Here is a 25,130-nt window from a genome sequence, read left to right as displayed (position 1 = left end):
CGTCGTCGGAGCTCAGCTGTCCGCGTGCCAGGTGTAGAACTCGTGGGCCATGGCGTCCTTCGGGCCGCGCCATGTCTGCGGGTCGTAGGCGGTGATGTGTGCGCTCAACTGCTCACTGACACCCGTGAAAAGCGAGTGGCCGCGCATTTCGTCGATCGAATCGCGCACTTCGTCGTCGGACGCGATGTAGTGCATGTAGAGATCGTGGAAGCGGAACAGTCTGCGTTCCCTCACCCCGATCAGACCGGGCAGTTCTCCGGCGTCGGATTCCGCGAAGATACGCTTCACATCAGCCGCGGCGTTCGGTTTCATACGGGCCACGATGAGCGTGCTGCGCATTCACTTTCCTTCCGTTCCAGGTCGGGTGCCGCTCTGTACGCGGCGGAATCAGACTCACCTGGTGGCGTAAAGCGGGGATGAGGGCATGGAAAACCGCCAGGGAGCGGGCAGCGGGCCGACGCCGGCTCGGCCGGGGCCGTCCGCTTCCACAGCGGGGCAGCAGTGGCTGGCCAGGCCTGTGCGGCTCTCCTGGATTGCCCAGTCCGCGTCGCCGGAACCCGTTCGCCGCCGTCGCTCCCAGCCCAGTTGAGCAGGGGATTCTCTGGCGGGTCGGCCTGCGTTCGGGTGCGGGCTCCGACCGAAAGTACGCCCCGCCTCGTCCCTTGGGCCGTAGGCGCCGCCGACACCGCCTCGTTAGGCTCGCCCCACCCGCGCCGCCCTGGTTCCGGCTTGGGCACGTGTTTTGCGACGACGGGCGGGCGCGGTCATTCCTAGGGGGTTCTAGTGGACAGCCTGACCGTTTCGGAAACCGAGGAGAAGCGCGCCGCGACCGTGGACGCGGGAGCGATCCGGGAGGTGTGCGGCCGGTTCGTCACCGGTGTCGCAGTGATCACCTGCCAGGACAGCGAGAAAAACCCGGTGGGGCTCACGGTGAATTCGTTCACCTCCGTGTCGCTCGACCCGCCGCTGGTGCTTTTCTGCATCCATGGCGCATCACGGGGCTTGGCCGCGATTCGCGAATCGGACGCCTTCGCCGTCAACATTCTGGCGGCGGACCAGGCCGCTCTGTGCCGTGCGTTCGCCCGCCGCGACACCGCGGGATTCGACGGCCTCCCGCTCGAGGCCGCGGAGACCGGCTCCCCGGTCCTGGCCGACGCGCTCGCGTACCTGGACTGCCGGTTGCATGCCATGTTCCCGGGGGGAGACCACCAGATCGTCGTGGGAAGGGTCGTCGACCTCGGCCTGCTCCGCGAGGAGCAGCCGCTCGCCTTCTTCCGCAGTACCCACCCGAGCCTGGAGGTCCTCGCATGACCGCGTTGACGGAGGCGCGGATCCCGGCCTGCGGCGCGCACGACCTCGCCCCGCGCAAGGTCGCCCTGCGCCTGCTGGGGCCGCTGGAGATCGTCGTCGACTCGGTCGAGGTGCCCCTGCCTCAGCGGAAGCTGCGGCAGCTGCTGGCCACCCTGCTGATCCGGCCGAACGCGACCGTGTCCAACGAGGCACTGATCAGGGAGCTGTGGGGCGACCGGCCGCCGGCCACCGCGCTCGCCGCGCTGCGGGTGTATGTGTCGCAGCTGCGGAAGTTCCTGATCCGGCATGACCTCGACGGCCGGTGGTGCACTCTGCGCACCCGCGCCCCGGGCTACCAGCTCCAGGTCAACGACGGCATCCTCGACACCGTGTGCTTCGACCGGCTGTGCGCGCTGGCCGCGGACTCCGCCGAGGCCGGTCGCCACGAGATGGCCTCCAAGCAGTACCAGGAGGCTCTGGCGCTGCGCCGCGGACCCACACTGGAGGACTTGCGGGAGAGCTCGGCTCTGTCGGGCACCGCCCTTCAGTACGACGAGGCCTGGATGACCGCGCTCAAACGGCGCGTCGACCTGGACCTGAAGCTCGGCCGGCACCTCGAACTCGTCGGCGAGCTGCGCAGACTCGTCGCCGAAGACCCGCTCAACGAAGGGTTCTGTGCCCGGCTGATGGTGGCGTTGCACCGCAGCGGCCGCAGTGGTGACGCCCTGGCCTCCTATCGTGGTACCCGCGGCCAGCTCATCGAGGAGCTCGGCATCGAACCGGGCCTGGAACTGCGCATGGCCCATCAGACCGTGCTGGCCGACGACGCGGTACTCCACCTCGGCGCGCGGGTCTCCGCCTGACCGAGAGCAATCAGGGAGATGACAGCGCACTCCGCACACCGCGAGACTCTCCGAGGCCGCACCTTCCCGGCGTGCGGCGCGCGTCCGGGCGCGTGGGACACGGAAACAGCGAGGGCGGAACGGCCGGTGTCCGCGACACCCGCGGACGCCGGCCACGCACGGCCCAGGCCGTGCGGTCGCGCCCAGAAGGCGGAGGAATGAGTAATCTGTCTCGGCAACCCCGGCCGGGCGCGCCCAGAGCCCTTGTGTTCTACCGCGCTTCGGCCACGTTGCTGTTCCTGATGACCTTGGTGCAGGTTGGTCTCGGGGCCGGCTACATAGGCGGCGACTACGAGTCGATCGACATGCACGACGTCAATGCCCGGGTGCTGATCGTCCTGGCGCTGCTGACTCTGATCACCGCGATCTGGTTGCGGCGCGCGGGCGGCCCGGTCAGGGCGGTGGCAGTGGCCGCCGTCATGCTGGTTGCCCTGGTGGCCCAGATGATGCTCGGCATGGAGCGCGTAGTGGCCGTGCACGTCACCCTCGGCGTGATCATCTTCGCGGCCGTCACGGTGCTGCTGATGAGGGCCTGGACCGCGACCGTGCCCCCGAGGCGAACCGCAACGCCGGACACCGCGGACCACGGCCGGCCCGCGGAGCCCGTCTCATGAGGCGACGACAGTTCATCGGCGGCGCCGCAGCGGGTGTCGCCGGGCTGGCCGGCGTCACCGTACCGCTGCTCGGCAGCGCCCTGCGCAAGGCCGGCGGGGAGAGCCCGGGCAAGCTGCTGACGTCCCGGGCGAAGCTTCCGAAGCCGTACGAAGTGCCGCTGCCGGTGCCCAAGGTGCTCACTCCGGCGAGCAGCGGCGGAGCCACTGACGTCTACGAGATCACCCAGCGGGTGGCCGATCTGGAGATCCTGCCCGGACTGCGCACCAGGGCCTGGACGTACGGAGGAACCTTCCCAGGCCCCACTGTCGTGTCGCGCACGGGCCGGCGCACCCAGGTGAAGCACCGCAACACTCTGTCGCAGCCCACCGTGGCCCACCTGCACGGCGGACACACACCCGCCGACAGCGACGGTTATCCGACGGACGTGATCCTGCCCGCCGACGGAAGCGTCACCGCCGACCGTGCCATGGCGGCGATGATGGAGGGCATGCCCGGCCACTCCGGCCACGGCGCCCGCTCCGGCGTCAGCGGCATGGCCGAGGGCGAACGCACCCACACCTATCCGATGGATCAGCGAGCAGCCACCCTCTGGTACCACGACCACCGCATGAGCTGGACCGGCCTGGGCGTGTGGCGGGGCCTCGCGGGGTTCCATCTCGTCCACGACGACGAGGAGGAGCGCCTTCCGCTCCCCAAGGGGGAGAGGGACATCCCGCTCATGATCACGGACCGGGCGTTCGAGGAGGACGGTTCCTTCCGCTACCCGCTTCTTGACCCGAAGCTGTCCCGCCCCGGTGTCACGGACGCGTACATGGACGGAGTCCTCGGCGACGTGGTGCTGGTCAACGGAGCGCCCTGGCCGGTGCACCGCACACCGCGCGCCCGCCACCGCCTCCGTCTGCTGAACGCCTCCAACGCCCGTCCGTACAAGCTGCAGTTCGATCCCCAGCCGGCCGGGGGCGATGCCTTCGTCCAGGTGGGCAGCGACGGCGGACTGCTCGACCGGCCCGTCCGGCACGACGCCGTGCACGTGGGACCGGGTGAACGCTTCGACGTGGTCGTCGACTTCTCCCGCTGGCGAGCGGGCACCAGGGTGCGGCTGGTGAACACCCTGTCCGAGGGCGGCGCCCATGACGTGATGGCTTTCGAGATCGCCGACGGCCCGTCCCGGGACGACGCCAGTGTGCCGGACCGTCTGTCACGGATCGAGAGACTGGATCCCGGCAAAGCCGTCGTGACCCGGGACTTCCGCTTCCGCCAGGGCAAGGCCGGCTGGACCATCAACGACGAGATCTTCAGCCCCGGCCGGGCTCTGGCCCGACCGAAGCTCGGCCGGCTGGAGATCTGGCGGTTCACCACGAGTCTCCATCATCCGGTGCATGTCCACCTGAACCACTTTCAGGTGGTCGCCCGCAACGGTGGTGACCCGGGTCCCTACGACGCGGGCTGGAAAGACACCGTGGACCTGCCGCCGACACAGTCCGTCGAGGTGGCGGTCCGCTTCACCGACTACGACGGCACCTACATGCTCCACTGCCACAACCTGGAGCACGAGGACATGGCGATGATGGCCGACTTCATCACGGAGTGACCGCACGGTCGACGACGTCGGGCCCCGCACCCCTGGCCGAAGGGTGCGGGGCCCGACGTCCTCGTGGTGCCCCAGGCACCACGACACACAGGCTTTATCAGTACTTTTGCGTGACGGGCAACGATTGCCTCCATGCGTTTCCACATCACACGCCTGCTGCGCGTGTTCTTGGATGCACTCATCGCCTACGGACAGATATACGTGCACGTCCCGGACCAGCGAATCGACGAGCCCGGTCCGGGGCATCCCGAGCGCCTGTGCGCGGAGCAGCCTCTGACCGCAATGGAACGCGCGCTCGACCATCAACTGGAAGGCAGAAGAGGCGGGAAACGAAATGGCTGAAAACCGCAGTCTCACACCTTTGTGTCCTGATGACGCGCCTCGTCCGGCTCGGGGGCCTCCGAACCCGGCTCCGACCGGTCCTTGAACGTCGCCACGGCCGTGATGACGAGCAGGATGAAAGCGATCAGCGCGGTGGAGGTGCGCATCCGGTTGAACATGTCCCAACGCTGCAGAATCTCCACGTGATCGGCCGGCGCCGAGGTGACCGCCCACTCCTTGATCCGCGCGTTGATGGGCACGTTGCCGAAGCGGGTGATCAGGAAGGATCCCACAGTCAGTACGGTCGCACCGACGGCGAGCAGCCGCTCACGGCCCCGCGTCCGGAGAGCCAGCGCGAGCGAACTGAGCGCCGCGGCGACCATCGCGGTCTGCATGACCGGGGAGTTCATCTTCATCAGTTCGGCGTGGAAGGAAAGGCGCATCTGCAGCGGCACCTCCCAGAACGTCGGTGCGAGATTGACAGCCCCGTAGCCGAAGGCTCCGGTGAGAAGTCCGGTGGCGGTCAGAGCCACCCCCTTGATTGCCCGAACGAGCATAACTACTCCCTGCGTTGAGCCGGTCCACGGTCCATTCTGCTGCTGCCGTACGCAGGATATCCACGGCGTCGGCGCGGGGGTGAACAGAGGGTGCCGGGCCGGCCCGGTCAAAAGGGCCGGAAAGCACCGCCAATAAAAGCGGTCGGCGAGAAGCAGCCGCGATTTCCGTACGGACAGTTCTCCGGCAAGCCTGTGCGCCGACCAGTTGGAGGCCTTGCATGACATTCGAATCACGGGCAGCTGCGGACTCCGCGGCGGCCCCCGCGACGCACGCTTCCCGTCACCCGCTGATCGCCCTGCTCGTCATCGCGGCCGCTGAACTCATGGTCGTGCTGGACGCCACCATCGTGAACATCGCGCTGCCCAGCATCCAGAGCGCCCTCGACATGTCCGCCGGGAGCCTCGCCTGGGTGGTCAACGCCTACGCCGTGGCCTTCGGGGGACTGATGCTCCTCGGCGGCCGTGCGGGCGACCTGTTCGGCCGCCGCAGGGTCTTCCGGATCGGCATCGTCGTATTCGTGGCCGCCTCGGTGCTCGGCGGCATCGCCCCCAACTCCGCCCTGCTGATCGCCGCCCGGGTCCTGCAGGGCGTGGGCGCCGCAGTCGCGGCCCCCACCGCGCTCGCGCTGATCGCCACCAACTTCGCCGAGGGCAAGGAACGCAATCGGGCCATGGGCGCCTACGCCGCCATGGCGGGCGTCGGCTCCACGCTGGGACTGATCGCCGGCGGCCTGCTCACCGAATATCTCAACTGGCGCTGGGTGCTACTGGTGAACATCCCCATCGGCATCTGCGTCCTCGCCGGCACAGTCGTACTCGGTGAGGCCGCCGGACGCTCCCACGGCAAACTCGACATCCTGAGCGCCGCCGCGGGCACCGCCGGACTGCTCTCCCTGGCGTACGGGGTCACGCGCGGCGGACAGGACGGCTGGGCCGACGGCCTGACCCTGACCTGCTTCGTCACCGCCGCGGTGCTGCTGACCTTCTTCCTGCTGCGCCAGGACCGCAGCGAGCACCCGATGCTGCCGCTGCACGTCCTCAAGGAACGCAGCCGCGCCGGCACCTACACGGCGCTGTTCCTGGTGGGCGTCGGCATGTTCTCCACGTTCTACTTCCTGACGCTCTACATGCAGCACGTGCTCGGATACAGCGCGGTCCGCACCGGCCTGGCCTATCTGCCCTTCAGCGCCGGTATCGGGCTGATGGCCGGGATCGGCTCCAAACTGGTGGTGAAGCTGCCCCCCAGAATGCTGGCCGCCCCAGGGCTGGCCACGGCCGCCGCGGGCATGCTCTGGATGAGCACCCTGACGCCGCGGTCCTCGTACGTGGGGGCGCTGATGCCCGCCATGTTCGTCACCGCAGTCGGACTGGGCTGTGCTTTCGTGCCGCTCACCCTCGGCGCCGTCCGAGGCGTTGCCGACAAGGACTCGGGCAGCGCGTCGGGGCTGCTCAACACCGCTCAGCAGACCGGCGGGGCACTCGGACTCGCAAGCCTCGCGACGCTGGCCGGCGCCGCTTCCGACCAGCGCCTGCCGCAAGCGGACGAGGCCTACTTCGCCGGGCTGCGCACCCACGACGCGGAGCTCGTGACCCGCGCGCAGGAGGCCCTGACCCACGGCTACACCACCGCGTTCGTCGCCTCGGCACTGGTGTTCCTGGCCGCGACCCTGATCGCGGCCGTCGTCATCAACGCGGGCAAGCAGGAATCCGAACGGAATCACCCACGGCCCGGTGTACCCGGACCGGGGACAGCAGCGGTCCGCAAGGCCGAGTAGGAGCGCCGTTCGAGGGCGGGGTGTTATCGGCGCATAGCGTGATGTGTGTGCCATGGCTGGCGTGGAATCAGCTCGCCGACTCCCCAGAGAGCTTGAAGCAACCTGTCATGCCTAGGATGATCAGCGGCTTCACCTCTCCCCCCGCTTCATGAGGATCTGATGACACAACACATACCGGAGGCGGTGGTCTGGTGCCTTGCTGCCTGTGTGCTCGCGGGTTCGGTCCTGTTGATCCGCCAAGGCCGGCTCACCGCCGCTCTGCGCCGACGCCTGACGGAGGCGGAGGACAGCCTGCGCGCTCGTGACGCAGAGGCCCGGCATCTGGTCGAGGCCCGCCTCTCGGCCCTGTCCGAGGCCCGTCATCACGGCGCACCCCCGCCCGGGCTGCTCGATCCGCGGCTGGCCGTAACGGCGTTCGGACAGAGCCTGCAACAGGTCGAGGATCTCTTCACCACCGCCGTCGACACGGCACGGTCCCGGGCCGATCAGTCGGCGAGAGCGACGCTCAAGGCGGCGATGCGCGCCCTCCAAGCCCTCGCGAACGAACAGCAGCTGTCCATCTCGGACATGCAGGACCGGCACGACAGCCCCGATGTGCTCCAGGACCTGCTGGAGATCGACCACGCCAACGCGCAGTTCGGCCGGCGGGCCCAGGCCATCGCCGTTCTCTGCGGGTCGTGGCCGGGACGGCAGCGGGTCGCGTCACCGCTGATCGACGTCGTACGCGGCGCGACGTCGCGGATCCGGGACTACCGGCGCGTCCAGGTCCACTCGCGGGTCGACATGGACGTGGTGAGCCGGGCGGTGGAGCCCGTGGTCCTCGCGGTCGCCGAACTGCTCGACAACGCGGCGCGGCACTCGCAGCCCAACACCACCGTCGAGGTCGGCATCCAGCCCGCGCACAACGGCGTCAGCGTGGTCATCGACGACGCCGGAGTCGGCATGGACGCGCGGGAGACCGATGAGGCCGGCCGGCGCCTGTCGGGCCATGTGGACACCGACATCAACCGGCTCGGTGACCCGCCGCAGTTCGGCTTCGCCGCCATCGGAGTGCTCGCCGCCCGGTACGGGTTCACGGTCTCGGTCGACACCCGGTCCCCCTACGGGGGAGTACGCGCCGTGCTGTTCCTCCCCAACGCACTTCTCAATCGCGTACGCGCCGCCACGCCGGCGAGCGCAAAGGAGGCCGAAACCACCCCCGTGGCAGCCCCCGTACCGGCCTCCGCTCCGGCAGTGGCCCCCGAAGCCGCTCTCACGCCCGTCGAGCGGTCACCTTCACCGGCGACCGTGAGCGCGGCTGTGCCCGCGCCCGCGACCGCGGCCGTTCCGGAATCCACGGCGGGCGGTCTCCCCAAGCGCCGCCGCCGGTCCGCCCAGGAGCACGACGCGGAGCAGCGGGCAGCCGCCGTACCACCGGACGCCGGTCACACACCGGTCCGCCCGGCCTCGGAAACCGCCTCCCGCATGGGTGCGTTCGCCCGCGGCACCCGCTCCGGGCGCGCCACCTCTCAAGACGACGAAGGGAATCCGCAGGGATGAACGACCACATGGCCAACGAGCTCGGCTGGATGCTCGACGAGGTCCTCAAGGTCCCCGAAGCCCGCCACGCGATCCTCCTGTCCGCCGACGGCATGCTGCGGGCGCATTCCCGGGGCATCGCGCGCGACGAGGCGGAGCGCCAGGCCGCCGCGTTGTCCGGCCTCCAGTCGATCAGCCGCAGCACCGCCGAGTTCTGCGCACAGGAGTCCTCCCCCTGGCAGCAGACCCTGGTCGAGTTCGTCGACGGGTACGTCTTCCTGGTCGCCGCCGGCGCGGGCGCCTACCTGGCGGTCTCCGCCACCCAGAACGTGGACATGGAGGCGGTCACCTACGGGATGCACAAGCTCGTCGACCGTCTGGGCAAGGAGCTGACCAGTCCGCCCCGGCAGGACGCGGTACCGGCGGCCCGGCCAGGCACCAGCCGTACGGCATGACCCCGCCCCACAGGCGTGAGAGGGGACTGGTGCGCCCCTACGTCGTGACGGAGGGCCGCGCCCACCCGACGCGCAACACGCTCGACCTGGTGACGCTCGTGACGGCCGCGGCCGACCGGCCGCTCAAAGGGCTCAGCCCGGAGAAGCGCCGGGTCATGGAGCTGTGCCGGGGAGGAGCGCTGTCGGTCGCCGAGGTGGCAGGACACCTGTCACTGGCGATCAGCGTCACCAAGGTCCTGCTCAGCGACCTGATCGACAGCGGCCACATCAGCACCCGCCCGCCCATACCGAAGGCCCAGCTGCCCGACGACCAGCTTTTGCAGGAGGTGCTCGATGGACTGCGCGCCCGGCTCTGACCACGTCGATGTGTACGTCTCCGACACGGTCAGGACCGCGGTCAAGATCCTGATCGTCGGTCACTTCGCGGTCGGCAAGACCACGTTCGTCGGCACGCTGTCCGAGATCCGGCCACTGCGTACCGAGGAGACCATGACGCAGGCCAGTGAACCGGTCGACGACCTGGCCGGCAGCCCGGACAAGACCACGACCACCGTCGCCATGGACTTCGGCCGCCTGACGCTCAGCGAACAACTGGTGCTCTATCTGTTCGGCGCTCCCGGCCAGAAGCGCTTCACCCCGCTCTGGAAGGACATGCTGAACGGGGCTCTGGGCGCCCTGGTCCTCGCGGACACCCGCCGGCTCGACCAGTCCTTCGACATCATGGGCCTGCTGGAGGAACACGGCATGCCGTACGCGGTGGCCGTCAACCAGTTCGACGGCGCACCGGTCTTCCCGGCCGCGGAGATACGCGAAGCCCTCGACCTGCTCCCCGAAACCCCCCTCGTCACCTGCGACGCGCGGAACACCGCATCCTCCACCGGGGCGCTGATCTCCCTCGTCGAGTACCTCCAGACCCGCACCTCTCAGGAGCGCTGATGACCACCCCCCAGCCCGGTCCGGGCACAGCACCGCCGCCCGGCTGCCCCGCGCACGCGGGCCACGGCGATGGCACGACCGCCGCGCCCGCCGCCCGTACGGCGGAGCCCCTGTACGGACCGGCGTTCGCCGCCGACCCGGCAGCGACGTACGCACACCTGCGTACGTACGGCTCCGTCGCGCCGGTGGAGATCCACCCGGGCGTCCGCGCCTCGCTCGTCACCGGCTACGAGACCGCCCTCGAGGTCCTGCGCAGCCCGGAGCGGTTCTCCAAGGACCCGCGCCGGTGGCGCGCCCTCGCCGACGGGACGGTGCCCGCCGACAGCCCGGTCGTCCCCATGATGATGTACCGGCCGAACGCGCTGTGGACCGACGGTGACGAGCACGCGCGGCTGCGCGGGGCGATCACCGACAGCCTGGCCCGCGTGGATCCCAACGCGCTGCGCGGGTACGTCGAGCAGAGCGCCGACACCCTCATCGACCGGTTCGGTCCCAGGGGGCGGGCCGATCTCCTCGGCGAGTACGGAGCGATCCTGCCCCTGCTGGTCTTCAACCAGCTCTTCGGCTGCCCGCCGGACACCGGGGACAAGCTCGTGGAGGGCATGTCCGGGATCTTCGACGCCGATGCCGACTCGGAGAAGGCGAACGCGGTCCTCACCGAGGGCGTCGCCGAACTGGTCGCTCTCAAGCGCCGGCAGCCCGGCGCGGATGTGACCTCCTGGCTGATGGCCCACCCCGCGCAGCTCACCGACGAGGAGATGATGCATCAGCTCGTGGTCCTCATGGGCGCGGGCACCGAACCCCAGCAGAACCTCATCTGCAACGGACTGCGGCTGCTGCTGTCCGACGACCGGTTCGGCGGCGACCTGGCCGGCGGCAGCATGCCCGTCGAGGACGCGCTCGACGAGGTGCTGTGGACCGACCCGCCGATGGCCAACTACGCCATCCACTACCCCCTCCACGACCTGGAGCTCGACGGAACCCTGCTGCGCGAGGGCGAGCCCGTCCTGATCAGCCTGGCCGCGGCGAACACCGACCCCGCCCTGGCCGGCGACCGGCGCGGGGGCAACCGCGCGCACCTGGCGTGGAGCGCGGGTCCGCACACCTGCCCGGCGAAGAGCCCTGCCCGGCTGATCGCCGCGGTCGCCGTGGAGAAACTCCTCGACCGGCTCCCGGATACCGAACTGGCTGTAGGGGTAAGCCGGTTGGAGTGGCGGCAGGGCCCCTTCCACCGGGCCCTGGCCGCCTTGCCTGTGCGCTTCCCCCCGATCACCGTGCCGGTCACCACGGACGAGCCCTCTGGAGCCAGTAAATGGAACACGAACCCCGCCCCGTCGTCATCGACCCCTCCGGCGCAGACATCCACGGAGAGGGAGCCCGCATCCGGGAACAAGGGCCGGCGGCGCTGGTGGAGCTCCCTGGCCAGGTGGTGGCGTGGGCAGTAAGTGACCACGCCCTGCTCAAGGAACTGCTCACCGACCCCCGTGTGTCCAAGGACCCCCGCCGGCACTGGCCGGCGTGGATCAACGGGGAGATAACCCCGGACTGGCCGCTGTTCACCTGGGTCGCCGTAACGAACATGTTCACCGCGTACGGAAGCGACCACAGGCGGCTGCGGAAGCTGGTCTCCACCGCGTTCACCGCGCGCGCCACGGAGGCCCTGCGCCCCCGTATCGAGCGCATGACCGCCGATCTGCTCGACGGCCTCGCCGCGACCCCGCGCGGGCAGGTGGTGGATCTGCGCGAGGAGTACTGCTACCCGATCCCCATCCAGGTCATCTGCGAGCTGTTCGGCGTCGATGACGAAGGCACGCGCAAGGAACTGCGCCGCCTGGTGGACGGCATCTTCAACACCGCCGCCTCCGCGGAAGAAGCCGCGGCCACCTTCCAGGGCATCCACACGGTGCTCTGCGACCTCGTCGCCCTGAAGCGGCGTACCCCGGGCGACGACATGACCAGCGTCCTGATCGCCGCCCGGGAGGAGGACGGCGAGCGGCTCACGGAAGGGGAGCTGGTCGACACGCTGCTCCTGGTGATCAGCGCCGGGCACGAGACCACCGTCAACCTGCTCGACAACGCGATCCACGCCCTGCTGACCCACCCGGACCAGCTCGAACTGGTCCGCACGGGCGCGGCCACCTGGAACGACGTGATCGAGGAGACGCTGCGCGTCCAGTCGCCGGTGGCGAGCCTTCCGCTGCGGTACGCGGTGGAGGACATCGAGACCCGGGGTGTGAGCATCAAGAAGGGCGAGGCGATCCTCGCCGCCTACGCCGCGGCCGGGCGCAACCCCGCGCTCCACGGCGAGGACGCGGACCGGTTCGACGTCACGCGGCTGAACAAGGAACATCTCGCGTTCGGGCACGGCGTCCACTTCTGCCTCGGCGCGCCGCTGGCCCGGCTGGAGGCCCAGATCGCCCTGCCGGCGCTCTTCGAACGCTTCCCCGACCTGGCCCAGGCCGTCCCGGCGGACGAGCTGCGGCCCGTGGAGTCGTTCATCTCCAACGGCCACCGCAGCCTGCCCGTGCACCTGGGCAGCGAAGCACCGCAGGCCGGCTGACCCCGGTCGCCCGCGTTCCGGGCAGAGGGAGGAGATCCGCTCCGGGCGGCTCTCCTCCCTCTCGCCTTTCCGGGCTCGCGCGCGGGGCCGCTGAACCCGGGAGGCCGGTGATTCCGCCGATGCCCCCGTGCCGTGCGTACGGCGACAGTGGCACCCGCCAGCGAACACGGCGGTGCCCGCTCCCCCCCCGTACGACCGGTCCCGGCCCTCGGCGACGAGTGCGGTGCCCGGTCAGGCCCAGCGGCTCCGCCACGACCGAGAGGACGACTCAGTCGTGCACCAATACAGCAGTGAGATCAGCCGTGGCGCCCGGAGCGCCCCCGCCCACCGCCGACGCGGAACCGGCCGCCTGCGCTCCCTCATGGCCGGCCTGGCGGCGCTCCTCGCCGTCGGCGGGCTCAGCACCGTTGCCACCCCTGCCGCCCAGGCGGCCGACAATCCGTACGAGCGCGGCCCCGCACCCACCACAGCGAGCATCGAGGCGCCCACCGGCCCCTACGCGGTGTCGCAGACCTCCGTCTCCTCCCTCAGCGTCACCGGGTTCGGCGGCGGGACGGTCTACTACCCGACGTACACCGGCGACGGCACCTTCGGCGCGGTGGCCGTCTCGCCCGGCTTCACCGCCGGCGAGTCGTCCATTGCCTGGCTCGGTCCGCGGCTCGCCTCCCAGGGCTTCGTCGTCTTCACCATCGACACCCTCACCCGGTACGAACAGCCGGACAGCAGAGGCCGCCAACTCCTGGCCGCGCTGGACTACCTGACCCAGCGCAGCACCGTACGCGCCCGGATCGACAGCAGCAGGCTGGGCGTGATGGGGCACTCCATGGGCGGCGGCGGCTCACTGGAGGCGGCCAGGAGCCGGCCCTCCCTCCAGGCCGCCATCCCGCTCACCGGGTGGAACACCGACAAGACCTGGCCGGAGCTCCAGACCCCGACCCTGGTCGTGGGGGCCGACGGCGACACGGTCGCGCCGGTCGCCTCGCACTCGGAGCCCTTCTACGAGAGCCTGCCGTCCTCGCTCGACAAGGCGTACCTGGAACTCAACAACGCGACGCATTTCACGCCGAATGCGTCCAGCACCACCATTGCGAAGTACAGCATTTCCTGGCTCAAGCGGTTCATCGACAACGACACCCGCTACGAGCAGTTCCTCTGCCCGCTGCCTCGCCCGAGCCTGACCATCGAGGAATACCGCGGCAACTGCCCGCACACTTCCTGACGTTTCCGGCAGGTCCGGTGCCGGCCGCGTGCCCCGCGGCCGGCACCGGCACACGGCTTTGTCCGGACCGTGTGCGCCGGCACAGACTTCGCCCGCCGACGCTGGGCGCGCGCCCAGCGAAGAGCCGTCCGGACCGCCGTTTCCCCAGGTGAGGCGGTGGGCAGGGCCTCCCGCCCGGTAGCGGACACAAGGCTTCCGTCAATGCTTGCGCGGAAGTAACGTGACAGGCGTGACCGGAAGAAGACCGTGAGCAAGGCCGTGAACGGGGCTCTGCCGCTGTACGGCCGGCATGCCGAACTGGAAGCCGTGGCAGCCCTGTCGGACCGGCTGCGCTCCGGTCGCGGTGGCGCGCTGCTGTTCGCCGCGGAGCCCGGTCTCGGCCGCACCGCCCTCCTCCGCCGGGCCGCCGGCGGCTTCGAGGCCGGTCCGGTGCTGCACACCCGAGCCGTTCCGGCCGAGAGCCGTCTCCCGTACAGCGGAGTGCACGCGCTGCTGTGTGCCGCCGGCGACGCGCCGAGCGCCGCGCCCGCCCGCGTCCTGCGGTCCGGCCTCGCGCCCGGTGACCTGCTGGAGCTGCTGCGCGCACTCGCCGCCGGACGGCCGCTGCTCGTCTGCGTCGACGACGCCCACCTGTGGGACGCCTCGTCGCGCGCCGCCCTCGGTTTCGCCGCCCGGCGACCGGACGCCCTGCGCGACGTCGGACTGCTGCTGTCGGTGGCCGGACACCACGCGCACGATCCGGACTTCGCCGGGCTGCCCGTCGTCCGCCTCGGCCCGCTCACCGAACGCGCCGCGAGGGACCTGCTGGACGAGCTGACGGGGGAGGGGACGGACCCTGGGGTACGGGAGGCCCTGCTGCACGAGGCCGAGGGCAATCCGGCCCTGCTGGAGGTACTGGTCGCCCGCCTCTCACCGGCCCAGCTCTCCGGCCACGCCCCGCTGCCCCGGCCCCTCGCCGACGGTGACACCCTGCTGCGTACCGTGGGCGGCGCTCTGGCCGGCCTCCCGCCCGACACCGCGTTCGTTCTCCTGCTGGCCGCCGCCGCGCAGGAACAGACCCCGGGAGCCGGGGGAGCGGACGCGGCCCTGGTCCTGGGCGCCGCCCGCGCCGCCGGCATCGGGCCGGCGGCGCTCGACGCGGGCGAGGCGGCAGGCGTGGCGCGCTGCGACGGGGACCTGATCCGGTTCGCGAACCCGCTGCTGCGACGCGCCGTTCACGTCGGCGCCCCTCCCGCCCGGCGGCGCGCCGCCCACCAGCTGCTCGCGACGGCCCTCGTCGGTGACCGCCACCGCCTCCCACGCCTGCTGCACCGGGCCCTGGCCGCCGACGGACCCGCACCCCGGCTCGCCGCCGTCCTGGCCGCGGCCGCCGGCGCCCCGGACCCCTGGATCCCGGGCCTGCAGCGCTCCCTGGCGTACGCCCGGGCCGCCGAACTCGGCACCAGCGACGACAGTGTCCGCATGTCGCACCTGACCGCCGCCGCGGAGCACGCCAGGCTGGCGGGCCACCCGCACCGAGCCCGGGAGCTGCTGGCCGCCGCGCGTCCGGGGACCGCCCACGACGCCGTACGCGGCCGGGCCGAACTCGTCAGAGGCGCCCTGGCGCTGGGCGACGGACCCGCCGGGGACGCGTACGGGGCGCTGATGGTGGCGGCGGGCCTGCTCGGCGGGTACGACCCCGGGAACGCTCTTGCCGCGCGGTTCGGTGCCATGGAAGCGGCCTGGGCCGCGGGTGACGCAGCGGCCTGCCTGGCCGCGCTCGACGGTCGCGATCCGGCGCCGGCCGTGCGGGGCGCGTACCCGGCGCGACAAAGCACGTACCCGGCACCGCAGGGCATGTGCCCACACCCCCCGCCCGTGCGGGCGCCGTTGTCCGTCCCGGGTGGGCGCGGGGTCTGTCGGGACTACCGGGCCGGGATGCTTGCCGCCCTCGAGGCACGCCCCGACGCGGCGCGGGCGCCGCTGCGGCGGGTGGTGGACCGGGCGGTGAGCGACGACGATCCGGAGCGGCTGCTGCGTGCCGGAGCCGCAGCGCTCGTCCTCGGTGACATCGCGGCCGCCTGCCGCATCAACGCGCGTGGTCTCGCCGTCGGCCGGGCCCGGGGGCTCGTCGCGCTCGTACCCCGGCTCCTGGAGCACCTGGCCTACGCCGAGTTACGTGCCGGACGTCACGCCCGCGCCGGAGCGCACGCCCGGGAGGGCCTGGGCGCCGCCCACCGTGGCGGCCAGCGCAACGCCGTCGCCCATCAGCACGCGATCCTCGCCCTGGTCGCATCGGTCGAGAGCGACGCGGCGGCCGTGGCCGGTCATGTCGCGGCGGCCATGGCGATCGCGGGGCCGCACGGCCTCACCCAGGCCGCCACCCTGGCCGAATGGGCCTCGGCCCGAGCCGACCTGGGGCGAGGCCGGGCGGGCGACGCCGCGGCACGGCTCGCCCCGCTGGTCCAGGCCGGGCCGCGCCGCGGGCACTTCGCCGTCCGGATGCTGGCCGTCCCCTGTTTCGTGGAGGCCACCGCGCTCGCCGGGCGGCCCGACGACGCACGCGCAGCGGTCGGGGAGTTCGCCGCCTGGGCCGCCCACGGCGGCGATCCGCAGGCCCCCGCGCTGCTCGCCCGCTGCCGGGCGCTGCTCGCGGGCCCCGAGGAGGCCGACGCCCTGTACGCCCATGCGCTGGCCGTACACGAACGGACCGCCGGCGACTTCGAGTGGGCCCGCACCCAGTTGCTGTACGGGAAGTGGCTGCGAAGACGGCGCCGTCCGCGCGAGGCGCGGGGCCTTCTGCGGGACGCGCTGGTCGCCTTCGAGCGCTCCGGGGCCCGGAGCTGGGTGGACCAGACGCGCGCGGAACTCCGGGCCACCGGCGACGTGGGCGGAGGCGAACCGGCGGGGGTCCTGTCCTGCCTGACCCCCCAGCAGCTCCGGATCGCGCACTGTGTCGCCGAGGGGGCGACCAACCGTGAAGTGGCGCAGCGACTGTCCGTCAGCCCCCGCACCGTCGATCACCACCTGCGCAATGTCTTCGCCCTGCTGGGTGTGCGCTCCCGTGTGGAGCTGTCCCGGTTGGTGGCCCGTGCCGGAGCCAACGACGCACACTCCTAGGCACGGCCGTGCCGGCGTATCGGTTGAACTCCGATCCGGCTTACGGTCTGCAACGCTGTGTGCCGCGATTACCACGTACTGATCACGGAGGCAACCACTCGTTTTCCTGGCGTGGCTGGTTATGATCTGCATCCCCCACGTCTCACCCCCTGTCGGCCCGGCCGTCCCCAAGTTCCGCTCCCCGTCCCACGCCGACCCGGGCGTCGGCCTGCCTTTCCGCTCCCCCGTCCCCGAGGACTGATGTCTCCCATAGAACCCGAAGGCTCACGAGACACGCCGACACGTCGTCGCCGGCGCGCCGTTCGCCTGCGCACCCTGCTCATCTGGCTGGCGGTGGTCCCCACCGTCGTGATGAGTGTCCAAGTCGGCGTGACCGCGGACCGGTTGCTGGATCAGTCGGAGCATCTGCGCGCCGATGTGGCGGCCGGTGAGCGGATCGGCGTACCCGCGTACGCACTCGTGGTCGAGTTGCAGGCCGAGCGGACCGTGACGGCCGCGCGGTGGGCGGGAACCGAGGTGTCCGCCCACGACCTGCACGATCGGCGCACGGCCACGGACCGCGCCGCCGCCGAGTTCCGTACGGCGGCCGCAACCGGCCGGCCGGGAGCAAAGCAGTCGGACCACCACCTCGGCGAGGTGCGGCGAAGCCTCGACGACCTGGACACCCATCGGGAGCGCGCCGATGCCCGCAGCGGCGGCGCCGACCGTTCGATCCGGTACTTCACCGGCGTGATCGGCGACCTGATCCACGTCTACCAGAAGGAATTCAGCCACACGCAGGACGCCGAGCTGACCCAGGAGAGCCGGCTCGTGGCCACGATGTTCTCCGCGTCCGAGCTGCTGGCACGCGAGGAGGCGATCCTCGCGTCGGCCGGTCCGTCCAGGGAGTTGACGGCCTCGAGATTCGCCGATTACGTCAACGCCGTCGGAGCCCACAGATACCTGTACGACACGTCGATCGCGCCGTATCTGCCCGCCGAGGACAGAGAGGTCTACGAGCAGATCACCGGCTCGGGCGCGTGGCAGGCCAAGACCCGCATCGAGAACGTGGTGATGGCCGACCACGAGGACACCGCCTCCGGTGTGAAACTGCCGCTGGAGTCAGCCGGCTGGCGAACGGCGCACGACAAGCTGGCCGGACAGCTGGCGACGCTCAACGACGACCGTTCGCGAGGTGTGCTCGTACGCGCCGACGCCACGGCGGCGGAGCTGGAGGCCGAGGTCGCATGGCTCGTCGCGGGAAGCGGCGGGGCGCTGCTGGTCGTCGCCCTGGTCGTCGTGTTCACCACGCGTTCGCTCCTGCGCCGCCTCCGTGACCTGCACGAGCGCACGGTGGCCGTCGCCGAGAAGACGCTGCCCGACGTCGTGGCCCGGCTGCAGCGGGGGCAGGGCGTCGACGCCGACGCGCTGCCCGCGCCCACCGGGGCCGAGGACGAGGTCGGGCGTATCAGCGACGCGTTCGCGCGGGTCGTCGCCGTGTCCGTCGACGGGCACCGGCAGCTCTCGGACGAGCGCCACGGGTTCGGCATGTTCGCCGCCGGCATCGCGTCCCGCACCGGAAACCTGGTCAGCCGTCAGCTGAGCCTCACCGAGGACCTCCAGGACACCTTCGGCCACGACGAGGCACTGCTCGCCCAGCTGATGCGCTCCGACCAGCTGACGGTCGGCATGCGGCGGCAGGTCGAGAACCTGCTGATCCTGGCGGGCGGCGAGATCCCCGATCCCCACACCGCGCCCATGCGCGTCGCCGACCTGCTGCGCGAGGCGGCCGCGGAGGTCGAGGACTTCCGGCGGATCGAGCGGCAGGCCCTGGACGAGATCAGCGTGGAACCGCGGGTGATCAGCCAGATCAGCCACCTTCTGGCGGAGCTGCTGGACAACGCCACCCGGTTCTCCCCGCCGCGATCGAAGGTCGTCATCCGGGCCGAGCTGGTGGCCGACGGACTGTCGCTGGAGATCGAGGACCGCGGCCCCAGGGTGGCCGCCGCGAGCTACGAGGAGATGAACCGGCGACTGCACTCGGCTCCGCCGTACGCCGTCCTGGCCCAGAACGCGCACCGGCTGGGGCTCTTCGTGGTCGGCCACCTCGCCGACCGCCTCCCGGCCACGGTCACGCTGCGCCGTTCGGTCTACGGCGGGACATCGGCCGTGGTGATCATCCCCGGCGAGCTGCTCGTACCGACGGAGCCGGAACCGGCACGCGAGCCGGCGCCGGCCGTCCGCGCGCCGGCCGTCCCCGAGCTCCCCGCGCCGCGCCGCCTCGACGAACCCAGGCCTGGGCCGGGCCCGCAGGGGAAGCCGGGGCTGCCGAGCCGCCGGACGTCCGAGCGCCCGCCCGAGCCGGTGAACGAGCGCTCGCAGGCACGCACGCACCCGGCCCTGCCCGCCGCTCCGGCCGGCGACGCACGCCCGGCCCTCCCCGAGCGCGTACCGCACACGCACATCACCGAGCAGCTCCGCGCGCCACGCGCACCGGAAGCACCGGCCGGCCAGGACGCCGCGACACCCGAAGAGGTGGCCGACGCCTGGGCGGACTACGAACAAGGGACCCAGAAAGTGGAAGCAGAGCTCCGACAGGACCAGCCATGACGACGACATCGAACGACATGATCTACAGCATCCTGGACAACAATCTGACCAGGATCGCCGGCATCGAGGGAGCCGTGCTCCTCTCCAACGACGGCATCAAGCTCAGCGCCTACCTGCTCGAACGGGACCGCGCGGAGCGCATAGCCGCCGCGTCCTCCGGCATCGCGGCGACCATGAAGGCGATATCCAGGGAGATAGACGGCGGCGGCGTGATCCGCCAGCTGGTCGAGATGGACGACCGCTATCTCTGCATCGTGGGGTGCGGCGAGGGCAGCACGCTCATCGTCGTGACCTCGCGCAAGGCGCGGCTGGGGGAGCTGGGCGGTGAGGCGGTACGGACCGCTCAGGCGCTCGGTGAATGGCTGGGCACCCCGGAGCGCACCCGGGTACTCCCCTCGTAATGGCGGACGATCCGCCGGCCCGAGTCCGCCGCCGTACGCGGCTGTACGCCCTGACCGACGGCCGTACAGCCGCCCCGCACACCGTCCTGACCATGGACACCACGATCACGGCGGCGGTCGCCGGGGACGCAATCTCCGGTCTGCCCACCGAATGGCAGGACATCCTCACCATGTGCCCGTCGCCGGACGGGCGGGCGGTCGCCGAGATCGCCGCCCGCATGCACATGCGCCTCACCCCGATGACGGTCCTGCTCGGCGAGCTCGCGGACCGCGGACTGATCCACCACCGGGCACCCCTCGAGGGCGCCGAGACCAGCAATGTCCACCTGCTCATGAGAATCAGGGACAGCCTTGCCCACCTATGACACCCCGGACCGGGAAGCGGCCCCCGTCAAGATCCTCATCGCCGGCGGCTTCGGCGTGGGCAAGACGACGCTGGTCGAGACGGTCTCCGAGATCGAGCCGCTGCGTACGGAGGAGCGGCTGACGGCCGCGGGTGTCGGCGTCGACGACCTCGACGGCATCGAGTCCAAGACGGTGACCACCGTGGCGATGGACTTCGGACGCATCACCCTCAGCGATGCCGGAGTCGTCCTCTACCTGTTCGGCACACCGGGCCAGGAGCGCTTCTGGTTCATGTGGGACGACCTGCTCAACGGTGCGTTCGGCGCGGTCGTGCTGGTCGACACCCGGCGCCTGGACCGCAGCTTCCCGGCCGTCGACTTCTTCGAGAGCCGAGGGCTTCCGTTCGTGGTCGGCGCGAACTGTTTCCACGGTGAGCAGCCGTACACCGCGCAGGAGATCGGGGCGGCGCTGCATCTGCGTGACCCGAACACGCCCATCCTCATGCTCGACGCCCGCTCCCGCGAGGACGTGCGCGACGCCCTGCTGGCCCTCCTGGACCTGCTCATCGCCGAGGCGGGGGCGACCGCGGGGGTCTAGCACCCGCTCTTCCTCCCCGGCCCGGGCGGTTTTCCCTTCCCGCTTGGCCTTCTCGGCGTGCGTCCGGCCGGAGTCGGACGGAGTATGAAGCCGATGAGCGGAGTAGCTGTGACCAAGGGAAACGCGACGCCGGGTACGGACGATGCCCTCGTCGTGCTCAAGAACGTGAACAAGCACTTCGGCGCGCTCCACGTGCTTCAGGACATCGACCTGACCATCTCCCGCGGCGAGGTCGTCGTCGTCATCGGGCCGTCCGGGTCGGGCAAGTCCACGCTGTGCCGCGCCATCAACCGGCTGGAGGCCATCGACTCGGGTGAGATCGCGATCGACGGCAAGCCGCTGCCCGCCGAGGGCCGTGAGCTCGCCGCGCTACGGGCCGATGTGGGCATGGTTTTCCAGTCCTTCAACCTCTTCGCCCACAAGACCGTGCTGCAGAACGTGACGCTGGGCCAGATCAAGGTCCGCAAGAAGGACAAGAAGGAAGCCGAGGAGCGGGCGCGCTCGCTCCTCGAACGGGTGGGAGTGACCACCCAGGCGGACAAGTACCCCGCGCAGCTGTCCGGTGGCCAGCAGCAGCGCGTGGCGATCGCCAGGGCGCTGGCCATGGAGCCGAAGATCATGCTCTTCGACGAGCCGACCTCGGCCCTCGACCCGGAGATGATCAATGAGGTGCTGGAGGTGATGCAGCAGCTCGCCCGTGACGGTATGACGATGGTCGTCGTCACCCACGAAATGGGCTTCGCCCGGTCGGCCGCCAACCGTGTGGTCTTCATGGCGGACGGCAAGATCGTGGAGGAGACGACACCCGACCAGTTCTTCACCAACCCGCGCAGCGACCGGGCGAAGGACTTCCTGTCGAAGATCCTTCACCACTGAGGCCCCACCTAGACCCCCCACTTGAGCGGGCCCTTGTGAGGACCGGTCCCCGCGCTTCGCGGACTCACCCTCCCCCCACATCAATCCCCAGGGATGATCACCATGAAGATGCTCAAGGCCACCGTCGCGGCCGCCGCCGCGCTCGCGCTGTCCCTGACCGCCACGGCCTGCGGCTCGGACGACGACGAGAGCGGGTCGGGCAGTGACAGCAACAAGATCACCGTCGGCATCAAGTACGACCAGCCGGGCCTCGGCCTGAAGACCCCGGACGGCCAGTACACGGGCTTCGACGTCGATGTGGCGACCTACGTCGCCAAGGAGCTCGGCTACGAACCCGGCGACATCGAGTGGAAGGAAGCCAAGAGCGCCGACCGCGAGACGCTCCTCGAGCGCGGCGACGTCGACTTCATCGCGGCCTCCTACTCGATCAACGACGAGCGGGAGCAGAAGGTCGACTTCGCCGGCCCCTACCTGCTCGCCCACCAGGACATCCTCGTCCGCGCGGACGACGACTCCATCAAGAAGCCCGAGGACCTGAACAACAAGAAACTCTGCTCGGTCACCGGGTCCACCTCCGCCCAGAACGTGAAGACGGAGCTCGCGCCGCAGGCCCAGCTCCAGGAGTACGGCGGCTACTCGGAGTGCCTGACCGGCCTGGAGAACAAGGTCATCGACGCGGTGACCACCGATGACTCGATCCTTGCCGGGTACGCCTCCCAGCAGGAGCACCAGGGCAAGTTCAAGCTCGGCGGCTTCAAGCTGAGCAACGAGAACTACGGCATCGGCGTCCAGAACGGCAGCGATCTCAAGGGCCAGATCAACACCGCCCTGGAGAAGATGGTGTCCGACGGCTCGTGGGACCAGTACGTCGAGAAGAACTTCGGCCCGGCCGACTACCAGAACGAGCCGGCCCCGAAGATCGGCAACATCGTCAGCTGAAGCGGATCACTGACCGGCGCGCCGCGCAGCGTTGCGGCGCGCCGTGCCCTCCACCTCTGCGGAAGTGCGGGAGACCGTGTTCGACTTTCTTGAAGGTTACGATCTGCTGGGAGCCTTCTGGGTGACGGTGCAGCTCACGGTCTACTCGGCCATCGGCTCCCTCATCTGGGGAACTCTCCTGTCGGCCATGCGGGCCAGCCCTGTCCCGCTGATGCGCGGCTTCGGCGCGGGCTACGTCAACGTGGTGCGGAACATCCCGCTGACGGTCATCATCGTCTTCACCTCGCTGGGCCTCTTCCAGACACTCGGCGTCAGCCTCGGCGCGGACGACTTCGAGACCATCAACTTCAGGCTCGCCGTGCTGGGCATGATTGCCTACACCTCCGCGTTCGTCTGCGAGGCGCTGCGCTCCGGCATCAACACGGTGCCCGTCGGCCAGTCGGAGGCGGCGCGCGCCATCGGCCTGAGCTTCCCGCAGGTGCTGTCGCTCATCGTCCTTCCGCAGGCTTTCCGCTCCGTGGTGGGCCCGCTGGCGAACGTACTGATCGCCCTGACCAAGAACACCACGGTGGCTTCCGCGATCGGTGTCGCCGAGGCCGCGACGCTGATGCGGGAAATGATCGAGAACGAGGCGCAGCTCATCCTCATCTCGGCCATCTTCGCGCTCGGATTCATCTGCCTCACCCTGCCGACCGGACTCTTCCTCGGCTGGGTGAGCAAGAAGGTGGCGGTGAGGCGATGACGTACGTTCTGTACGACGTACCGGGGCCGCGCGCCAAGCGGCGCAACGTCCTGTTCACGATCGTCTTCCTGGCCGCCCTCGCGGCAGTGGTCTGGTGGGTGCTGCGGAGCCTCGCCGACAAGGACCAGCTCGAATGGGTCAAGTGGGAGCCGTTCTTCACCGACTCCCGGGCCTGGACGACGTACATCCTGCCGGGGCTCAAGAACACGCTCATCGGCTCCGCCCTCGCCATGGTCATCGCCCTGCCCCTCGGAGCGTTCTTCGGTATCGCCCGGCTCTCCGACCACTGGTGGGTGCGCGGCGCGGCCGGCACGGTCGTGGAGTTCTTCCGCGCCATCCCGGTGCTGATCCTGATGCTGTTCGCCAACGCGGCGTACTCCGAGTTCACCGATGTCAGCCCCGACAACCGGCCGCTGTACGCCGTGGTCACCGGCCTGGTCCTCTACAACGCCTCGGTACTCGCCGAGGTCGTGCGGGCCGGAATCCTGTCCCTGCCGGCCGGGCAGACCGACGCGGCCAGGGCCGTCGGTATGCGCAAGGGGCAGGTGATGCGGTTCGTCCTGCTGCCGCAGTCGGTCACCGCGATGCTGCCGGCGCTCGTCAGCCAGCTGGTGGTCATCGTGAAGGACACCGCGCTCGGCGGCGCGCTGCTCGGCTTCTCCGAACTGCTGGCGTCGGTGCGCCCCATGAGCGCGAACTACGGCGCGAACACCATCGCAAGCTTCACCGTTGTCGCCGTGATCTACGTTCTGGTGAACTTCGCGCTCACCACCTTCGCGAGCTGGCTGGAGGGCCGGCTGCGGCGCGGCAGGAAGTCCACCGGCGCGGTGGTCGGCGCCGACGCGGTCGAGGACCTCGCGACGCCCGGCGAGCACGTGAACCCGCGCGGACCGGACAAAACGCAAAGCTGACCGAACGGCAGGGCGCGGCCGAGGAGAATGACCGCATGGCCGAGATACCTGCCGATCGGCGGCAACGCTCCCTGACGCCGACGGCGCACGTCACGCGCGCGACGGGCGAGGCGACGCGGCGGCTCGACGAGTCGCCCCGCGTCCTGGTCGTCGAGCACGAGGCGGAATGCCCGCCCGGACTGTGGGGTGCGTGGCTGACCGAAGCCGGTCTGCGGCTGCACATCGTGCGCCCGTATCTGGGCGAGCCGCTGCCCGAGGACGTGCGCCCTTTCGACGGCCTGCTCGTCCTGGGCGGATCCCCCGGTCCGCTCGACGACGACCACTTCCCGTGGCTGCCCGCCACCCGGGCTCTTCTGCGTACGGCCATCGAGTACGGCACGCCCACATTCGGCATCTGTCTCGGAGCCGAGCTGATGACCGCCGGGCTCGGCGGCCGCACGGCACGCCGTGAGGTGCCTCAAGTCGGCGTGTACGAGTTGAAGGTGTTGCCCGCGGCGGCCGACGACCCCGTCTTCGCGGGACTGCCCGAAGTCCCGCCGGCCATGCTCTGGCATCTGGAGGAGATGGCCGCGCTGCCGCCTGAAGCGGTGCTCCTCATCGGCGGCACCGACTCCCCGCACCAGGCCTTCCGTATCGGCGACCGGGCATGGGGCACCCAGTTCCATCCCGAGGCGACGCCGGGGATCGTCGCGCAATGGGCCCGCGACAGCGCCGTACTCGGTATGACGGGGGCCGGGGCGTACGAGATCGTCGAGCAGCTCGCCGCTGCGCAGGCCGAGGCGGCGCGGGCCTGGCGCCCCGTGGCCCGCCGCTGGGCCGCCCTGGTCCGCCGGCGGCACCGTGAGCCTCTCCCGCCGTCGTGAGCAGGCCGGGCTGAGGTGCGACTTCGGGC

Annotated in this window: 25 protein-coding genes; 23 read left to right on the top strand and 2 right to left on the bottom strand. The window is 70.7% G+C overall.

Features of this window, described 5'->3' with window-relative positions; all coding sequences use genetic code 11:
- Window positions 1–12: 12 nt before the first annotated feature.
- On the bottom strand, window positions 13–339 hold the full coding sequence (locus ACWIHY_RS07795) for a TcmI family type II polyketide cyclase (protein WP_454374729.1): 327 nt from the start codon (window positions 337–339) through the stop codon (window positions 13–15).
- 444 nt (window positions 340–783) lie between these two features.
- Between ACWIHY_RS07795 and ACWIHY_RS07790 the strand changes: the two genes are divergently transcribed.
- The 5 genes from ACWIHY_RS07790 to ACWIHY_RS07770 all read left to right on the top strand — a co-directional run bounded on the left by ACWIHY_RS07790 (window position 784) and on the right by ACWIHY_RS07770 (window position 4,740).
- The gene (locus tag ACWIHY_RS07790; RefSeq protein ID WP_454374728.1) at window positions 784–1,311 is read left to right on the top strand and encodes a flavin reductase family protein; all 528 of its coding nucleotides are present in this window, start codon (window positions 784–786) and stop codon (window positions 1,309–1,311) included.
- On the top strand, window positions 1,308–2,153 hold the full coding sequence (locus ACWIHY_RS07785; RefSeq protein WP_454374727.1) for an AfsR/SARP family transcriptional regulator: 846 nt from the start codon (window positions 1,308–1,310) through the stop codon (window positions 2,151–2,153). Before ACWIHY_RS07790 ends, ACWIHY_RS07785 begins: the two co-directional genes overlap by 4 nt.
- Window positions 2,154–2,350: 197 nt before the next feature.
- The gene (locus tag ACWIHY_RS07780; RefSeq protein WP_454374726.1) at window positions 2,351–2,806 is read left to right on the top strand and encodes a hypothetical protein; all 456 of its coding nucleotides are present in this window, start codon (window positions 2,351–2,353) and stop codon (window positions 2,804–2,806) included.
- Window positions 2,803–4,398: a multicopper oxidase family protein gene (locus ACWIHY_RS07775; protein ID WP_454374725.1), complete on the top strand. Its 1,596-nt coding sequence runs from the start codon at window positions 2,803–2,805 to the stop codon at window positions 4,396–4,398. Before ACWIHY_RS07780 ends, ACWIHY_RS07775 begins: the two co-directional genes overlap by 4 nt.
- Before the next feature lie 132 nt (window positions 4,399–4,530).
- Window positions 4,531–4,740 carry a DUF6059 family protein gene (locus ACWIHY_RS07770; protein WP_454374724.1) on the top strand — a complete coding sequence of 70 codons (210 nt, stop codon included), beginning with the start codon at window positions 4,531–4,533 and terminating at the stop codon, window positions 4,738–4,740.
- 11 nt (window positions 4,741–4,751) lie between these two features.
- Here the strand turns inward: ACWIHY_RS07770 and ACWIHY_RS07765 are convergent, their stop codons facing one another.
- Window positions 4,752–5,276, bottom strand: a complete 525-nt coding sequence (locus tag ACWIHY_RS07765; RefSeq protein ID WP_454374723.1) for an anthrone oxygenase family protein — start codon at window positions 5,274–5,276, stop codon at window positions 4,752–4,754.
- A gap of 218 nt (window positions 5,277–5,494) precedes the next feature.
- Between ACWIHY_RS07765 and ACWIHY_RS07760 the strand changes: the two genes are divergently transcribed.
- The 18 genes from ACWIHY_RS07760 (at window position 5,495) to ACWIHY_RS07675 (ending at window position 25,101) form a co-directional block, all read left to right on the top strand.
- Window positions 5,495–7,051 (top strand): MFS transporter, encoded by a 1,557-nt coding sequence (locus tag ACWIHY_RS07760; protein WP_454374722.1) that lies wholly within the window; start codon window positions 5,495–5,497, stop codon window positions 7,049–7,051.
- 159 nt (window positions 7,052–7,210) lie between these two features.
- Window positions 7,211–8,590 carry an ATP-binding protein gene (locus tag ACWIHY_RS07755; protein ID WP_454374721.1) on the top strand — a complete coding sequence of 460 codons (1,380 nt, stop codon included), beginning with the start codon at window positions 7,211–7,213 and terminating at the stop codon, window positions 8,588–8,590.
- A complete protein-coding gene (locus ACWIHY_RS07750) occupies window positions 8,587–9,024 on the top strand; it encodes a roadblock/LC7 domain-containing protein (protein ID WP_454374720.1) in 438 nt (145 codons plus the stop codon). The genes ACWIHY_RS07755 and ACWIHY_RS07750 overlap by 4 nt, the downstream gene beginning before the upstream one ends.
- Complete coding sequence (locus ACWIHY_RS07745) at window positions 9,021–9,380, top strand: DUF742 domain-containing protein (RefSeq protein ID WP_454374719.1); 360 nt, start codon at window positions 9,021–9,023, stop codon at window positions 9,378–9,380. Before ACWIHY_RS07750 ends, ACWIHY_RS07745 begins: the two co-directional genes overlap by 4 nt.
- Window positions 9,358–9,960, top strand: coding sequence for a GTP-binding protein (locus tag ACWIHY_RS07740; protein ID WP_454374718.1), 603 nt, complete (start codon window positions 9,358–9,360; stop codon window positions 9,958–9,960). The genes ACWIHY_RS07745 and ACWIHY_RS07740 overlap by 23 nt, the downstream gene beginning before the upstream one ends.
- The gene (locus ACWIHY_RS07735) at window positions 9,960–11,405 is read left to right on the top strand and encodes a cytochrome P450 (protein WP_454374717.1); all 1,446 of its coding nucleotides are present in this window, start codon (window positions 9,960–9,962) and stop codon (window positions 11,403–11,405) included. Before ACWIHY_RS07740 ends, ACWIHY_RS07735 begins: the two co-directional genes overlap by 1 nt.
- Window positions 11,387–12,520 (top strand): cytochrome P450 family protein, encoded by a 1,134-nt coding sequence (locus tag ACWIHY_RS07730; protein WP_454374784.1) that lies wholly within the window; start codon window positions 11,387–11,389, stop codon window positions 12,518–12,520. Before ACWIHY_RS07735 ends, ACWIHY_RS07730 begins: the two co-directional genes overlap by 19 nt.
- A 295-nt stretch (window positions 12,521–12,815) precedes the next feature.
- Complete coding sequence (gene bdeA / locus ACWIHY_RS07725; protein ID WP_454374783.1) at window positions 12,816–13,739, top strand: bis(hydroxyethyl) terephthalate hydrolase; 924 nt, start codon at window positions 12,816–12,818, stop codon at window positions 13,737–13,739.
- 246 nt (window positions 13,740–13,985) lie between these two features.
- A complete protein-coding gene (locus tag ACWIHY_RS07720) occupies window positions 13,986–16,838 on the top strand; it encodes a LuxR C-terminal-related transcriptional regulator (RefSeq protein WP_454374716.1) in 2,853 nt (950 codons plus the stop codon).
- 351 nt (window positions 16,839–17,189) lie between these two features.
- Entirely contained in the window at window positions 17,190–19,427 is a 2,238-nt protein-coding gene (locus ACWIHY_RS07715; RefSeq protein WP_454374715.1) for a nitrate- and nitrite sensing domain-containing protein, read from the top strand.
- Window positions 19,424–19,828, top strand: coding sequence for a roadblock/LC7 domain-containing protein (locus ACWIHY_RS07710; RefSeq protein ID WP_454374714.1), 405 nt, complete (start codon window positions 19,424–19,426; stop codon window positions 19,826–19,828). Before ACWIHY_RS07715 ends, ACWIHY_RS07710 begins: the two co-directional genes overlap by 4 nt.
- Window positions 19,828–20,193, top strand: coding sequence for a DUF742 domain-containing protein (locus ACWIHY_RS07705; RefSeq protein ID WP_454374713.1), 366 nt, complete (start codon window positions 19,828–19,830; stop codon window positions 20,191–20,193). The genes ACWIHY_RS07710 and ACWIHY_RS07705 overlap by 1 nt, the downstream gene beginning before the upstream one ends.
- Window positions 20,180–20,770: a GTP-binding protein gene (locus ACWIHY_RS07700; RefSeq protein ID WP_454374712.1), complete on the top strand. Its 591-nt coding sequence runs from the start codon at window positions 20,180–20,182 to the stop codon at window positions 20,768–20,770. The genes ACWIHY_RS07705 and ACWIHY_RS07700 overlap by 14 nt, the downstream gene beginning before the upstream one ends.
- A 93-nt stretch (window positions 20,771–20,863) precedes the next feature.
- A complete protein-coding gene (locus tag ACWIHY_RS07695) occupies window positions 20,864–21,646 on the top strand; it encodes an amino acid ABC transporter ATP-binding protein (RefSeq protein WP_454374711.1) in 783 nt (260 codons plus the stop codon).
- Between the two features lie 102 nt (window positions 21,647–21,748).
- Window positions 21,749–22,585: a glutamate ABC transporter substrate-binding protein gene (locus ACWIHY_RS07690; RefSeq protein ID WP_454374710.1), complete on the top strand. Its 837-nt coding sequence runs from the start codon at window positions 21,749–21,751 to the stop codon at window positions 22,583–22,585.
- Window positions 22,586–22,661: 76 nt separating this feature from the next.
- Complete coding sequence (locus ACWIHY_RS07685) at window positions 22,662–23,327, top strand: amino acid ABC transporter permease (RefSeq protein ID WP_454374782.1); 666 nt, start codon at window positions 22,662–22,664, stop codon at window positions 23,325–23,327.
- On the top strand, window positions 23,324–24,238 hold the full coding sequence (locus tag ACWIHY_RS07680; protein WP_454374709.1) for an amino acid ABC transporter permease: 915 nt from the start codon (window positions 23,324–23,326) through the stop codon (window positions 24,236–24,238). The genes ACWIHY_RS07685 and ACWIHY_RS07680 overlap by 4 nt, the downstream gene beginning before the upstream one ends.
- A 35-nt stretch (window positions 24,239–24,273) precedes the next feature.
- Complete coding sequence (locus tag ACWIHY_RS07675; protein ID WP_454374708.1) at window positions 24,274–25,101, top strand: type 1 glutamine amidotransferase; 828 nt, start codon at window positions 24,274–24,276, stop codon at window positions 25,099–25,101.
- Window positions 25,102–25,130 lie beyond the last annotated feature (29 nt).

The organism is Streptomyces sp. NPDC055287 (assembly GCF_053646035.1).
Note: the sequence above shows the minus strand (reverse complement) of the source record. Positions and strands in the feature narration are given on the sequence as shown.